The sequence below is a fragment of the Amycolatopsis sp. NPDC001319 genome (genome assembly GCF_042896185.1).
Classification (GTDB): Bacteria; Actinomycetota; Actinomycetes; order Mycobacteriales; family Pseudonocardiaceae; genus Amycolatopsis.
Genome location: NZ_JBIAWY010000009.1, coordinates 382,629 through 396,092, shown reverse-complemented (window position 1 = coordinate 396,092; position 13,464 = coordinate 382,629). Strand labels below are relative to the sequence as shown.

General features: G+C 72.0%; 10 protein-coding genes and 1 pseudogene. 5 read left to right on the top strand and 6 right to left on the bottom strand.

Features of this window, described 5'->3' with window-relative positions; translation table 11 throughout:
• Positions 1–125: 125 nt before the first annotated feature.
• Positions 126–1,544: pseudogene (locus ACFY1H_RS33030) on the top strand (GMC family oxidoreductase); the annotation flags it as partial.
• 255 nt (positions 1,545–1,799) lie between these two features.
• Here the strand turns inward: ACFY1H_RS33030 and ACFY1H_RS33025 are convergent.
• Genes ACFY1H_RS33025 through ACFY1H_RS33010 form a run of 4 tightly spaced genes read right to left on the bottom strand, consistent with a single transcriptional unit; the run spans position 1,800 to position 6,244 of the window.
• Positions 1,800–3,407 (bottom strand): AMP-binding protein, encoded by a 1,608-nt coding sequence (locus ACFY1H_RS33025; RefSeq protein ID WP_366584961.1) that lies wholly within the window; start codon positions 3,405–3,407, stop codon positions 1,800–1,802.
• A 22-nt stretch (positions 3,408–3,429) separates the two neighbouring features.
• The gene (locus ACFY1H_RS33020; RefSeq protein WP_386952993.1) at positions 3,430–4,221 is read right to left on the bottom strand and encodes an Asp/Glu racemase; all 792 of its coding nucleotides are present in this window, start codon (positions 4,219–4,221) and stop codon (positions 3,430–3,432) included.
• Positions 4,218–5,093 carry a fumarylacetoacetate hydrolase family protein gene (locus ACFY1H_RS33015; protein ID WP_366584957.1) on the bottom strand — a complete coding sequence of 292 codons (876 nt, stop codon included), beginning with the start codon at positions 5,091–5,093 and terminating at the stop codon, positions 4,218–4,220. Before ACFY1H_RS33015 ends, ACFY1H_RS33020 begins: the two co-directional genes overlap by 4 nt.
• 32 nt (positions 5,094–5,125) lie before the next feature.
• Positions 5,126–6,244, bottom strand: coding sequence for a cupin domain-containing protein (locus ACFY1H_RS33010; RefSeq protein ID WP_386952990.1), 1,119 nt, complete (start codon positions 6,242–6,244; stop codon positions 5,126–5,128).
• A gap of 90 nt (positions 6,245–6,334) precedes the next feature.
• Here ACFY1H_RS33010 and ACFY1H_RS33005 point away from each other — a divergent pair, with 90 nt between their 5' ends.
• Genes ACFY1H_RS33005 through ACFY1H_RS32990 form a run of 4 tightly spaced genes read left to right on the top strand, consistent with a single transcriptional unit; the run spans position 6,335 to position 10,614 of the window.
• Positions 6,335–6,766, top strand: coding sequence for a thioesterase family protein (locus tag ACFY1H_RS33005; protein WP_366584953.1), 432 nt, complete (start codon positions 6,335–6,337; stop codon positions 6,764–6,766).
• Positions 6,766–9,123 carry an FAD-dependent monooxygenase gene (locus tag ACFY1H_RS33000; RefSeq protein WP_386952987.1) on the top strand — a complete coding sequence of 786 codons (2,358 nt, stop codon included), beginning with the start codon at positions 6,766–6,768 and terminating at the stop codon, positions 9,121–9,123. The genes ACFY1H_RS33005 and ACFY1H_RS33000 overlap by 1 nt, the downstream gene beginning before the upstream one ends.
• Positions 9,124–9,126: 3 nt before the next feature.
• Positions 9,127–10,146, top strand: a complete 1,020-nt coding sequence (locus ACFY1H_RS32995) for a carbon-nitrogen hydrolase family protein (protein WP_366584949.1) — start codon at positions 9,127–9,129, stop codon at positions 10,144–10,146.
• Positions 10,147–10,176: 30 nt separating this feature from the next.
• The gene (locus tag ACFY1H_RS32990) at positions 10,177–10,614 is read left to right on the top strand and encodes a hypothetical protein (RefSeq protein ID WP_366584947.1); all 438 of its coding nucleotides are present in this window, start codon (positions 10,177–10,179) and stop codon (positions 10,612–10,614) included.
• 6 nt (positions 10,615–10,620) lie between these two features.
• Here ACFY1H_RS32990 and ACFY1H_RS32985 read toward each other — a convergent pair whose 3' ends face one another.
• Both ACFY1H_RS32985 and ACFY1H_RS32980 read right to left on the bottom strand, forming a co-directional pair.
• Positions 10,621–12,228 carry an MFS transporter gene (locus tag ACFY1H_RS32985; RefSeq protein ID WP_386952984.1) on the bottom strand — a complete coding sequence of 536 codons (1,608 nt, stop codon included), beginning with the start codon at positions 12,226–12,228 and terminating at the stop codon, positions 10,621–10,623.
• Between the two features lie 343 nt (positions 12,229–12,571).
• Positions 12,572–13,384 (bottom strand): MerR family transcriptional regulator, encoded by an 813-nt coding sequence (locus ACFY1H_RS32980; protein ID WP_386952981.1) that lies wholly within the window; start codon positions 13,382–13,384, stop codon positions 12,572–12,574.
• Positions 13,385–13,464 lie beyond the last annotated feature (80 nt).

The following is a 13,464-nucleotide window of genomic DNA, read 5'->3' as shown; positions in this document are numbered from 1 at the left end:
ACGTCGGCCCGGACGCGGGGCCGTCCGGTGCGGACCGGCCGTACCCGCGGAACTGCCCCGACCGGTCGCTCGTGTGACGCCGATCCTAGGAACGGCAAGTCCCGGCTGAGCCCTCTTTCACCCGCGTGGGTCTGGCTTCATGGGGCCGTGGGCACCCGGAGGGGCCCGTCGAGGAGGGACACCCGAGAGATGAAGTACGACTACGTGGTCGTGGGCGGGGGCACGGCCGGTTCGGTCCTCGCCGCGCGGCTGAGCGAAGACGCGGCGACGACCGTCCTGCTGCTGGAGGCCGGCCCGGCGACCGGACCGGACGTGATGGGCGTGCCGCCCGCGTGGCCGGCGCTGCTGGGCAGCCCGGTCGACTGGAACTTCCACACCACCCCGCAGCCGGGCCTGCACGGCGTCGAGCTGCCCTACCCGCGCGGGCGCACGCTCGGCGGGTCGAGCTCGATCAACGCCATGGCGCACCTGCGGGGCCACCGGGCCGGCTACGACGCGTGGGGCGTCGACGGCTGGCGCTACGACGACCTGCTGCCCTACTTCCGCCGCAGCGAGACCGCGCGCCCCGGCAGCGACCCGAAGTACCGCGGCACCGACGGCCCCATGCGGGTCGCGCCGCCGCCCGTGCGGCACCCGCTGGCCCACGCCGCGCTGGCCGCCGTGCGGGAGCGCGGGTTCCCCGAGACGCCCGATCTCAACGGCACCGAGCCGGAAGGCGCGACCTGGCTGGAGATGAACATCGTCGACGGCGCGCGCCAGTCGGCCGCCGACGCCTACCTGCGCCCGTGCTGAACCGGCCGAACCTGACCGTGGTGACCGGCGCGCTCGTGACCCGGCTCGTGCTCGCCGGCGGCCACTGCACCGGCGTCGAGTACCGCGCCGGCGACGGCACGGCTTCCGCCGAAGCCGAGCGGTCCGTGGTGCTGGCCGCCGGCGCGATCGGCTCGCCGCACCTGCTGATGCTCTCGGGCATCGGCGACCCGGCCGCGCTGGCGCAGGCCGGGGTCACCCCGCGGATCGCGCTGCCGGACGTCGGCCGGAACCTGCAGGACCACCCGCTGACCGGCGTCGTCTACTCGAACGCCCGCGCCCTGCCCGACGGCGCCAACAACCACAGCGACCTCGTCGCCGCCGTGCGCAGCAGCGCCGACCTCGAGACGCCCGACGTGCAGCTGCTGTTCCTGGACATCCCGTACTTCCGGCCGCCCCTTTCCGGCCCGGCGACCGGGTTCACCATCGGCTTCAGCTACCTGTACCCGCACTCCCGCGGCTCGGTGACGCTGGCGTCGGCCGATCCGGCCGTCGCGCCCGTCGTGGACCCCGCGCTGCTGAGCGACCCGCGCGACCTCGCCGGCATGCTGGCCGGCCTGCGCCTCGCCCGCCACGTCGGCACCGCCGGTGCGCTGGATCCCTGGCGCGACAAGGAAGTCCTGCCCGGGCCGGCTTCGATGAACCCCGCGGCCGAGGAGGACTTCCTGCGCCAGAGCACAGGCAGCTACTTCCACGCCTGCGGTACCTGCGCACTGGGCCCGGTGGTGGACCCGGCGCTGAACGTCCACGGCGTCACCGGCCTCCGCATCGCCGACGCTTCGGTCCCCCCCCGCCCTCATCGGCGCGAACACCAACGCGACGGTGCTCGCGGTGGCGGAACGGGCGGCGGACCTGCTGCTGGGCCGGGAAGCCGCTCGGTGACACCCGGCCCCTTCGCCCGGTGCCTGCCGGCGTCGACGATCACCGGGCGAAGGGGCCGGATGGGCAAGGAGCGGACCGTCGCCCACCGGGCGAGCGACGGCTCGGCGTCACCGGTCCCGCGTGGCCACCAGCTCCCTGAGCCGGTAGTGCTGGATCTTCCCGCTCGGGGTTTTCGGCAGCTCCGTGACGAAGTCGATCGCCCGGGGGTACTTGTACGGCGCGATCGCCTGCTTCACGAACGCCTGCAGCGCGGCGGCGTCCTCGGCCGCGCCCGGTCGCAAGTGGACGAACGCGTGGACGATGGTGCCGCGCGCCGGGTCCGGGGCAGCGACCACGGCGGCCTCCAGCACGTCCGGGTGGGACAGCAGGGCCTGCTCCACCTCGGGGCCGGCGATGTTGTAGCCGGAGGAGACGATCATGTCGTCGTTGCGGGCCTGGTACCAGAAGTAGCCGTCGGCGTCGCGGAGGTACGTGTCGCCGGTGACGTTCCAGCCGTTGTCGACGTAGTTCTTCTGTCGGCTGTCGGCGAGGTAGCGGCAGCCCGTGGGGCCTTTCACCGCGAGGCGGCCGGGTGTGCCGTCGGGGACGGACCGGCCGGCGTCGTCGAGGACGGTCGCCTCGAAGCCGGGGACCGCGCGGCCCGTGGAGCCCGGACGGATGTCGTCGTCGGCCGCCGACACGAAGATGTGGAGCATCTCCGTGCCGCCGATGCCGTTGATGATCTTGATGCCGGTCGCGGTGTGGAACTCCTCCCACGTGGCCACGGGCAGGTGTTCGCCCGCGGACACACAGCGGCGGAGTTTCGACAGCGCCGCCGCTTTTCCGGAAGACAGCAGGGCCTTGTACGCGGTGGGCGCGGTGAACAGCACCGTGACGTGGTGACGTTCGACGGCGTCGGCGAGCTCGTCCGGCGACGCTTTTTCCAGCAACAGCGTCGAAGCGCCGAAGCGGAGGGGGAACAGGACCAGGCCCCCGAGGCCGAAGGTGAAGCCGATCGGCGGAGTGCCGGTGAAGACGTCGTCGGCGACGGGCTTGAGGACGTGCCGGGCGAAGGTGTCCGTGGTGGCCAGCACGTCGCGGTGGAAGTGCATGGTGGCCTTGGGTTTGCCGGTGGTGCCGGACGTCGGGGCCAGCAGGGCGACGTCGTCGGCCGCGGTGTCCACGGCGGTGAACGCCTCCCGGACCTCGCCCGCCCGGGCCACCAGGTCGCCGGGACCGTCGGCGCCGTAGGTCAGCACCGGCAACGCGACGTCCGCGAGATCGGCGGCGAAGCGGTGGTCGGTGACGATCAGGCGCGGCCGCGTCAGCTCCACGAGGTCGTCGATCTCGCGGGCCCGCAGCAGCGGCATCGTCGTGACGGGCACCGCGCCCGCCTTGAGCACCGCGAACCACGCGGCCACCAGCCACGGGTTGTTCGGCCCGCGCAGCAGCACCCGATTTCCGGGCACCACCCCGAAGTCCCGCACGAGGACGTGGGCGACCTGGTCGCTGCGCCGGTCGAGGTCGGCGTAGCTCCAGGTCTGGGTGTCGGTGAGTAGGCACGGCCGGTCGGGGCCGAAGCGGTCGATACTCCCGCGCAGCAGCTCGACGGCGCAGTTGAGCCTCGGCGGGTAGGCGAGCTCCGGCAGCGTGAACCGGAACTCGGGCCGGTCCGCCGGCGCGGGGAGGTTGTCGCGGCAGAACGAGTCGATGTGGGCCGATGGGGTGAGCTCCATCTGCGGCCTTCCTGGGAGTCCGTCAGCCGACGGCGGGCGGGACGGGATAAGGGGATTCGGCGTAGCGGCCGGACAGCAAGGCGCCGGCGCCGGGCGCGACGGCGGGCAGGCCGAGCGCGCGCATCATCTGGTGGGCGGTGGCGATCGACGCCGAGAGCACGGGTTTGCCGAGCTCGTTCTCGACGATGTCGATCGACGCGAGTGAAGGCATCTGCACACACGCGGACAGCACCACCGCGTCGGCTCCACTGTGGTCGAGGTCGCGCGCCAGCGGCACGAGCTTGCGCGGGTCGTGGGCGGCCACCTCGAGGTTGTCGGGGATCTCCAGCGCCACGTAGTCGGTCACGGCCACGCCCTCGTCGCGGATGTAGTCCACGACCGTCTCGGTCAACGGCTTGAGGTACGGGCAGATCACGGCGATCGACTTCGCCCCCAGCACGTCCAGCGCGTTCACCAGGGCCCCCGCGCTCGTGACGACCGGGGCCGGCGCGTCGTTCTCCTCGGTGATCCGGGCGAGCGCCGACTCCGAAGTGCGGTGGTAACCGGGACCGAGGCTCATGATGGCGACGAGACACGCGTACCCGAGCACGTCGACGTGGGCGTCCGAAAGCTCGGCCGCGCACCGCCCGGAGTCGGCGTCCATCGCCGCGAGCTCCTCCTTGCGCACGTGTTTCATCCGCATCCGGCTGGAGTGGAACGTGAACCGCTCCGGCGCGACGGTCTCGCGCGCCCGGAAGATCGCCGGGATCTCGGTCTCCATCGTGACGTTGGAGCTCGGCACGATCTGGCCGATGCGGTAGGTCCGGCCGGTCATCGGGCGTCCACCACGGGGTTGCGCAGCGTGCCGATGTCCTGAATGGACGCTTCCACCACGTCGCCGGGCGTGAGGAACTGCTGCGGGGTGAAGCTGGCGCCCACCCCCGCCGGGGACCCGGTCGCGATCACGTCACCCGGCTCCAGCGTCATGCCGGAACTGATGTCGGCGATCAGCTCGGCGATGCGGAACAGCATGTACTTCGTGCTCGACTTCTGTTTCACGTCACCGTTCACGCGCAGCGACAGCTCCAGCGCGTACGGGTCGGCCACGTCGTCCGCGGTCCGGATCGCCGGGCCGAACGGCGCGTAGGAGTCCTGGCCCTTGGAGAAGAACCACTGGCCCGACCGCCGCTGGTCGCGCGCGCTGATGTCGTTGACGATGCTGTAGCCGAAGACGTGGTCCATCGCGTTTTCTTTCGAGACGCGCTTCGCCGTTTTCCCGATCACCACGGCGAGCTCGCACTCCCAGTCCAGCTGCGCGGTGAGGTCACCGTCGTGCCGGATCGGCTCCCCCGGCCCGACGACGGCGGTGGCCGGCTTGCTGAACAGCACCGGGCGCTGCGGCAGCTCCTTGTCGGTGTCGAGCGTGCGCGCGGACTCGGCGACGTGCTCGGTGTAGTTGAGCCCGACGCCCACGATCTTGCCCGGCCGCAGGGGCGTGCGCAGGGTCACCGTCTCCAGTGGACTCCGCACGGGTGAGTCCACGAGGGACTCCAGCGCCGCCGTGCCGGCGTGGATCGCATCGAGCATCGACGCCGGGGCGGCGGTTCCGCGGTGGGTCGCCGCGGCCCGGACGTCGATGACGTCGGCGCCGTCCTGGATCCCGAGCCGGTCCTGGCCGTCGGAACCGGCGAACGTGACGAGCAGCATGAAAGGAACTCCGTTCGAAGTGGACAGGGAAGTCAGGCGACGAGCTGGTGGCCGTCGTTGTCCGAATAGGCCTCTTCGCGGAAGAAGCCGAGCGAACGCATCACCGGGAAGTCGTTGAACGAGAACAGGCACGCGTCGTCGGAGCGGCTGGCGTTGGCGTGTTCGTGCCACGCCCACGACGGGACGCAGAAGATGTCTCCCTCGGACCAGTCGATGCGCTTGCCCGCGACGATCGAGGTGCCGCTGCCCTTGGCCGCGGTGTAGATCTTCGACCCGACCTGGCGGTGGGCCAGCGTGGACTCGCCGGCGCGCAGCAGCTGCATGTGCGCGCTCATCGTCGGCATCACCGAACCGCCGGTGAGCGGGTTGCTGTACTCCATGATGATGCCGTCGTAGGGCGAACCGTCGCTCGCCTTCGCCGCGTTGAGGAGCGCTTCGTAGGTCGGTTCCCACGGATAGGCCAGCAGCGGCGAGTGGTTCTTGTGCCAGGTGTCGCCGAACGGGCGCAGCTGTCCGGCGCCGTAGGTGAACAGTGAGGAGTTCACGACCCCGTCCTGCTTCTGGTAGATGTCCGGGTGCACCTCGTAGAACGGCGCGTCGAGCGCGTTGACCAGCGGGATGTCGAGCCCGTCCTGCCAGATGACCGGGCCGTCGACGCCTTCGAGGCCCTCGTTGCCGTGCTCGTGCCAGGTCCAGTTCGGCGTGATGGCGAAGTCGCGCGGGCCGACCTTGAGTTTCTGCCCGTCGACGATCGTCCACGCGCCGGTGCCCTCCAGCACGAAGCGCAGCGCGGCGGCCTGGTGCCGGTGCGCGGTCATCGACTCGCCGGGACCCATCACCTGCAGGCCGGTGTACAGCAGGCCGACGGTGGCGGCGATGTCGCGCCGCAGCGGGTTGTAGAGCGCCACCACGCGGCGGCCGGCGTCGTCGCCACTGACGAGGTTGAGCGCTTCGAGCACCAGCGGGCGCAGCTGCTCGTAGCTCCACTTGATCGGTACGGACTGCGGCTGCGGGTACCACGGCTCGATCTTGTTCGCGATCGTCCACAGTGCACCGGCGTCGAGCTGCTCCAGCTTCTCGTAGTACGCCCGCAGATCTTCGTTGTCCGTCACCCGTGCGCGGCCCAGCTGGTCATCGCTGTGTGTGGTCATCGCGCCTTCCCGTCCGTATGTCGTTTTCTTGACGACAGTCATAGTTCAGCTATACCGTTCGTGATGTCAAGGGCGCCAGGAGGAAAACTCATGCCGACATCCCCTTCCGCGGGTTCTCCCCCGCTCGCCGGTCTCGAGACCACGATCGAGCGACGGGTCGAATGGCACGACACCGATGCGTCGGGCCACCAGCACAACTCCGTGGTCCTGCGCTGGGCCGAAGAGGCCGAAGCAGACCTGTTGCGGGGCAAGGACCTCGCGTGGCTGTTCGGCCGCACACCACGCGTGCGCCACGAGGTGAACTACCGCGGCCGGCTGTGGTTCGGCGACCCGGTGCGCGTCACGTTCCGCGTCGCGCAGCTCGGGCGCACGTCGCTCACGTTCGCCTTCGAGGTCCACGGCCCGAACGGCGTCGCGGCCGACGGATCCGTCGTCGTCGTCCACGCCGAACCCGACGCACCGGCGGCCACGCCGTGGCCCGAAGCGGTGCGGACCGCGCTCACGAAGGAGGTGCCGGCGTGATGCGGATCGCCATCGTGGGCGGCGGGCCCGGCGGGCTCTACTTCGCCGCGCTCGCCAAGCAGCTCGACCCGAGCCGCGAGGTCACCGTCTGGGAACGCAACGCCGCCGACGACACGTTCGGCTTCGGCGTCGTCTTCTCCGACGAGACGCTCGAAGGCATCACCAACGCCGACCCCGCCGTGTTCTCCTCGATGGAGCGGGAGTTCGCCCGGTGGAGCGACATCGACGTGCACTACCGCGGCACCACGCAGACTTCGAGCGGCCACGGCTTCGCCGCCATCGCGCGCAAACGCTTGCTGGAGATCCTCCAGCGCCGCTGCCACGACCTCGGCGTCGACGTCCGGTTCCGCACCGAGGCGCCCGACGTCGAGCGGCTCGCGGCCGAGTACGACCTCGTGATCGCGGCCGACGGCGTGAACTCCGCCATCCGCACACGCTTCGAGCAGGTGTTCCGCCCCTCGCTCGACGTGCGCCGGTGTCACTACATGTGGCTGGCCACCGATCGCGTGCTGGAGGCGTTCACGTTCCTGGTCGAGGAGACCGAGTTCGGCCCGGTGCAGGTGCACGCGTACCCGTTCAGCACGGACCGCAGCACGTTCATCGTGGAGATGAACGACGACACCTGGCGCCGCGCCGGGTTCACCGAAGCCACCTTCGGCCCGGGCGTCAGCGACACGGCGAGCGTCGAACGCTGCCGCGAGCTGCTGCGCGGCTTCCTCGGCGACGCGGAACTGCTCACGAACAACTCGAAGTGGCTGCGCTTCACCACCGTGCGCAACAAAACGTGGCGCCACGGCAACGTCGTGCTGCTCGGCGACGCCGCCCACACCGCGCACTTCTCCATCGGCTCGGGCACCAAGCTGGCCATGGAGGACGCGCTGGCGCTCGCCGCCGCGCTGGAGACCGGCGATCTCGCCGCGGCGCTGGAGCACTACGAGACCGAACGCCGGCCCGTCGTCGAGTCCACGCAGCGCGCGGCGCAGGCGAGCCTGGAGTGGTTCGAGACGGTCGGCCACGTGGTGGGCCAGGAGCCGCCGCAGTTCGCGTTCAACCTGCTCACGCGCAGCCGCCGCGTCACCTACGACAACCTGCGCCTGCGCGATGCCGCCTACATCCGCTCGGTCGACGGCTGGTTCAGCACCCACACCCCGGGCGGCCGCGACGACGGCACGCCGCCGCTGTTCCAGCCGCTGGTCCTGGCAGGCCGGCACCTGCGCAACCGCATCGTCGCCGCGCCGATCGCGACGTACAGCGCGGTCGACGGCGTTCCCGGCGAGGCGGAGCTGCTGCACCTTTCGGGCAAAGCCCTGGGCGGCGCCGGGCTGGTGCTCGCCGGGATGACCGCCGTGACCGCGCACGGGCGCGTGACCCCCGCGTGCCCCGGCCTGTACACCGACGAGCAGGCCACGGCGTGGCGCCGCATCACCAGCGCGGTGCACGCGCACAGCGGCGCGCTGATCGGCGTGCAGCTCAGCCACTCCGGGCGCAAGGGCTCCACGACGGTGCCCGACGCGGCTGCGCTGGGCCCGGCGCTGCCCGCCAACGGCTGGCGGACCGTCGCGCCCTCGGCGCTGGCGTACGGCGACCTCCCCGTGCCGCACGAGCTCGCCGAAACCGAGCTCCCGGCGTTGATCGAGGACTTCGCCGCGGCCGCCCGCCGGGCCGACGAGGCGGGCTTCGACGTCCTCGAAGTGCAGGCCGGGCACGGGTTCCTGCTCTCGACGTTCCTGTCACCGCTCACGAACCGCCGCACCGACGGCTACGGCGGAAGCCTGGAGAACCGGCTGCGGTTCCCGCTCGCCGTCGTCTCCGCGGTGCGCGCCGTCTGGCCGCACTACAAACCGCTGCTCGTGCGGCTCTCGGCCGTCGACTGGGCCGAGGGCGGCACGACGATCGAGGACAGCGTGCGCATCGCCGCCGCGCTGGCCGAACGCGGGGTGGACGCGATCGACGTGTCCAGCGGCGAGGTCGTCGCGCACGAACAGCCGGCGTACGGCCGCAGCTACCAGACGCCGTTCGCCGAACGCATCCGCGCCGACGTCGGCGTGCCGACCATCGCCGTCGGCGGCATCTCCACCTGCGACGACGCGAACTCGATCGTGCTCGCCGGCCGCGCGGACCTCGTCGGCGTCGGCCGGGCGCAGCTGCACGACCCGTCGTGGGCACTGCACGCGGCCGCCGAGCTCGGCTACTCCGGGCCGGGCGCGTACTGGCCGCCCATCCAGGCCGGCGGCGAGGCCAAACCACCCAGCGGCGGCCGCGCCCGCCCGTTGCTCACCCTGCGCACGGGCGAACCCTCGCCGGCCCGTTCGCGCTGGACCCCCGTACCCGCAGGAACCCCGAACAGGAGCGTCTGAGCCGTGGAAGACTTCCCCCGTTTCACTGCCGCCGCCGTGCAGGCCGCGCCCGTGTACCTCGACACCGCCGCGACGGTCGCCAAGGCCGTCTCGCTCATCACCGAGGCCGCTTCGCACGGCGCGTCGCTCATCGCGTTCCCCGAGGTCTTCGTGCCCGGCTACCCGTATTGGAACTGGACGATGAACCCGGTGCAGGGCTCGCCGTGGTACGAGCGCCTCTACCGCTGTGCCATCGACATCCCCGGCCCGCACCTCGACGCCCTGCGCGCGGCCGCCGCGGCCACGAAGACCACGGTGGTCATCGGCGTCAACGAGCGCAGCCGCCACAGCCTCGGGCTGATCTACAACAGCGTCGTCACCATCGGCCCCGACGGCTCGGTCCTCAACGTCCACCGCAAGCTCGTGCCGACGTGGGCCGAGAAGCTCACGTGGGGCGGCGGCGACGGCAGCACCGTGCGCGTGCTCGACTCCGCCGTCGGCCCGCTCGGCGCGCTGGCGTGCGGCGAGAACACCAACACGCTCGCGCGGTTCTCCCTGCTGGCGCAAGGGGAACTGGTCCACGTCGCCAGCTACATCTCCCTGCCCGTCGCGCCCGCCGACTACGACATGGCCCAGGCCATCGCCGTCCGCAGCGCCGCCCACGCCTTCGAGGGCAAGCTGTTCTCCGTGGTCGCCTGCTCCACCATCACCGACGAGATGATCGAGATCGCCGCCGGCGACGACCCGGGCATCGCCGAGCTCATGCGCCGCCCGAACAGCGCCCTCTCGGGCATCTTCGGCCCCGACGGCAACCCCGTCGTCGAGCCCCTCATCGACGCCGAAGGCATCGTCTACGCCGAGATCGACCTGGCTCGCTGCATCCAGCCGAAGCAGATGCACGACATCGTCGGCGCCTACAACCGCTTCGACGTCTTCCAGCTCCACCACGACACCACACCACGCCGGCCGGTCGTGTTCGGCGACGGCTTCGGCTCGGCGGGCCCGGTCATCGGCCCCTGGGACCCGGACGAGAGCGCGGCCTGAGCCACCTGGTGAGCCCGCTAGCCTCTGGGCATGCTGTACGACTACTTCGTGGCCGTTGACGACGCCACGGCGGCGCGATTGTTCGTGGACGGCGACACGGCCAAGCGCGCGGGTTACCCGGAGCTCGTCGTCAAGGGTGCGGATCCGGTCTTCGACCTCCTGCCGATCGAGGCGGCCCTGACCGGCCGCACGATCGCCGAGGTCGAGGCGGATCCGCACCACTGCCCGGAGATCAAGCAGGAGGGTGACGAAGAGCCCGAGGTCTTCGTGGTGTCCCTGGCCGACGCCTTCCGCGACTCGCTGGCCACCGCCGGCGACGCGGCACTGCACGACGCGGCCGTCGCCTTCGTCGCCCGGAACGAAGGCGGCGAGGTCGAGCCCATCGTCGCGTTCCTGAAGGAACTCGCCGTCCTGGCCCGGGGCGCGGCGGCCGAGGAACACCGGCTCTACTGCAACATCGTGATCTAGCCGGGGTCAGTTCGCCAGCAGGTGCCGGGTCTGTGGGGGTTCCACCGAGAACCCCGCCACTTCCCGGTACAGCCCGGCGTCCTCACCGGTGATGCGTTCGTGGTGCTGGCGCAGGTGCTCGGCCCAGGTCGCGACCTCGAACACCTCGACGTAGCGGTCGGGCACGCTCAGGTCGCGGTAGGCGCTCCACCGGCGGGCGCCCGTGCGCTGGCGTGAGACGCCGACGCGGGTGAGCAGGGCCAGGAACTCGGCCGAGCTCTCGGCCGGGACGTGGTAGGCGACCTCGACCAGCACCGGTCCCGCCGCGGGGTCGAGGGTTTCCTCCTCGCCGGTGAGCACGGCGATCTCCGGTTCCGGCCAGGGCGCGACGATCGTGCGGTCCAGCTCGCCCGTGCGCGCGTGGATGGGGAGCACGAACAGCGACGCCGCGCCCAGCACCAGCAGCACACCGGAGACGGCGAGCGTCGTCGCGGCGCCCAGGCCGGCGGCGACCAGGCCCCAGATCAGCGCGCCGATGCCCTGGCCGCCCAGGAAGATCATCAGGTACACCGCCAGGGCCCTCGCGCGGACCCAGGCGGGCAGGGCGAGCTGCAGCGTGGTGTTCAAAGTGGACAGACCGGCCAGCCAGCCGGCGCCGCCCAGGACGAGCAGGACCGCGACCACCACCGCGTTCGGCAGCAGCGCCGCGGCGAACACCCCGACCGCGTACGCGATGGTGGCGGCGCCCAGCAGCGTGTTGCGGCCGAACCGCGCGCGCATCGGCCGCATCAGCACGGCGCCGCCCACCGCGCCGAGGCCGAGGGCGCCGAGCAGCACGCCGTAGCCGCCGGAACCGAGACCGAGCCGGTCCGCGGCCACGACCGGCAGCAGCCCCCACAACGCCGACGCGGGCAGCACGAACACCGAAGCACGCACCAGGATCCGGCGGACACCGGGCGCGTACCGCACATACCGGATTCCCGCTCGCAAGGCGGGCACCAGCGGCTCCGCCGGGCCGGCCGACTCGGTGGCCGTGCGCCGCCACATCAGCACCGCGACCAGGATCAGCAGGTCCGACACCGCGTTGATGCCGAACACCACCGCCGGGCCGGTCAGCGCCAGCACGAACCCGGCCAGCGCGGGCCCGATCGCGCGGGCGATGTTGACGTTGAGGCTGCCCAGCGCGGCGGCCGACGGCAGCTCCTCGCGCGGCACCAGCTCGGGCTGGATCGCCTGCCAGGCCGGGCTCATCAGCGCCTGGCACACGCCGAGCAGCAGCGTGATCGTGATCAGCGTCGCCGGAGTCACGAGGTCCTGGCTGCTCAGCACCGCCAGGATGCCCGTGATCACGACCATCACCGCCGTGAGCACCGCGATGATCCGCCGCCGGTCGAGCACGTCGGCCAGCACACCCGCGGGCAACGACACGAACAGCACGGGGAGCAGGCTCGCGGCTTGCACGATCGACGTCAGCGTGGCCGCGTTGGGCTGGTGCACGACCGTCCACTGCGCACCGACCGACTGCATCCAGCTGCCGACGTTCGAGCCCAGCTGCGCGAACCACAGCGCGCGGAACACGTGCCGGCGCAGAGGCGCCCAGGTGGACGACGCGGGGGCGGACGGTACGGCCGACAACGGCGACTCCTCGGGCCGGGCGCGCGGAGGAGTCCGCGTGCGAGCCGCCGTATCGTACGTCGGCCGGACGCCGGGCGGAGACCGCTGCATCCCGCGCTCGGCGGCCACCAGCGCACGGTCGGCGCCGCCGCTTCATCGGAGCGGCGGACGAGGTCGGCGTGGCCGACTCGGTGGAGCAGATCGGTGTTCATGCCCTCGGTGAGCGTCAGCTCGGTCTCCGCGGGGTCGTCGATGTCCCGGTCGGCCGGTCCGGCAGCACGTCGGGCGGCAGCTCGTCGAACGCGCCGCACACCTGCTCGCGTCCCCGAAACGGCCTTCCACCCGGCGCAGGGCGCGCGCGGTCTCAGGCCGGCGAGACCCGGAACACGGGCCAGCCGATCTCCGTGCGCCACGTCCGCGGGTCCGGGTCGTCACGCGGGCCGCACAGGTAGGTCTCGTGCACGGGACCGGCCACCGCGAGCGCGTGGGCCACCACCCAGTCGCCGAGCCGGCCGTAGGTGACGTCGATGTCGTCGTGGTCGCCGGCGTGCACCGTCACGGCGAGGTCCGTGGCCGCGAGGGTGCACGGCGCGACGCGACCGACCGTGGGCGCGTCGGGCACCGGCCGGTAGACCAGGGCCGTGCCGCGGCCGGCGGTGAACAGCTCGTTGTCGTACAGCCCGCCCGCAGGTGTGAAGCCCTCGCGCCCGGCGACGGCGGCGTCCAGTTCGGACATCGCCGCGTCGTACCAATCCAGCACGTCGTCGAGGTCCACAGTGGCCTCGATCGCCGCGACCGTCCGCGCGGGCACCGAGCGCAGCTCGACCGCCAGCTCCTCGACGTCGGGCTTGAGCAGCTGCCGCAACGACGTGACCGCGGCGCGGGTGCGGTCCAGCCGGTCCTCCAGCCGCTGCAGGTGCCCGGCGATGAGGTCGGCGCGCGTTCGCGGATCGCTCGTGGCCAGGATGTGTTTCACCTCGGCCAGCGGCACGTCGAGCTCGCGCAGCCGGTGGATCACCTGCGCGTTGGGGATCTGCTCGCGGGCGTAGTAGCGGTAGCCCGTGGCGTCGTCGACCGACGCGGGCGCCAGCAGCCCCGCCTCGTGATACCGGCGCAGCGTGCGCACGCTCAAGCGCGTGAGCTGGGCGAACTCGCCGATCGTCAGGCCTGGCCGCATCCCGCCACTGTGCACCCTCTCCCGGGGAGAGGGTCAACCCGGGTTTGACTCTCTCCCCGGGAGAGGGCCGACGGTGGTGG

Excerpts from the sequence above, each read along its gene's own strand:
- ACFY1H_RS33015 (WP_366584957.1), bottom strand. The coding sequence starts at position 5,093 with ATGCTGCTCGTCACGTTCGCCGGTTCCGACGGCCAGGACCGGCTCGGG.
- ACFY1H_RS33005 (WP_366584953.1), top strand. The coding sequence starts at position 6,335 with ATGCCGACATCCCCTTCCGCGGGTTCTCCCCCGCTCGCCGGTCTCGAG.
- ACFY1H_RS33020 (WP_386952993.1), bottom strand. The coding sequence starts at position 4,221 with ATGACCGGCCGGACCTACCGCATCGGCCAGATCGTGCCGAGCTCCAAC.
- ACFY1H_RS33000 (WP_386952987.1), top strand. The coding sequence starts at position 6,766 with ATGCGGATCGCCATCGTGGGCGGCGGGCCCGGCGGGCTCTACTTCGCC.
- ACFY1H_RS32980 (WP_386952981.1), bottom strand. The coding sequence starts at position 13,384 with ATGCGGCCAGGCCTGACGATCGGCGAGTTCGCCCAGCTCACGCGCTTG.
- ACFY1H_RS33025 (WP_366584961.1), bottom strand. The coding sequence starts at position 3,407 with ATGGAGCTCACCCCATCGGCCCACATCGACTCGTTCTGCCGCGACAAC.
- ACFY1H_RS32990 (WP_366584947.1), top strand. The coding sequence starts at position 10,177 with ATGCTGTACGACTACTTCGTGGCCGTTGACGACGCCACGGCGGCGCGA.
- ACFY1H_RS33010 (WP_386952990.1), bottom strand. The coding sequence starts at position 6,244 with ATGACCACACACAGCGATGACCAGCTGGGCCGCGCACGGGTGACGGAC.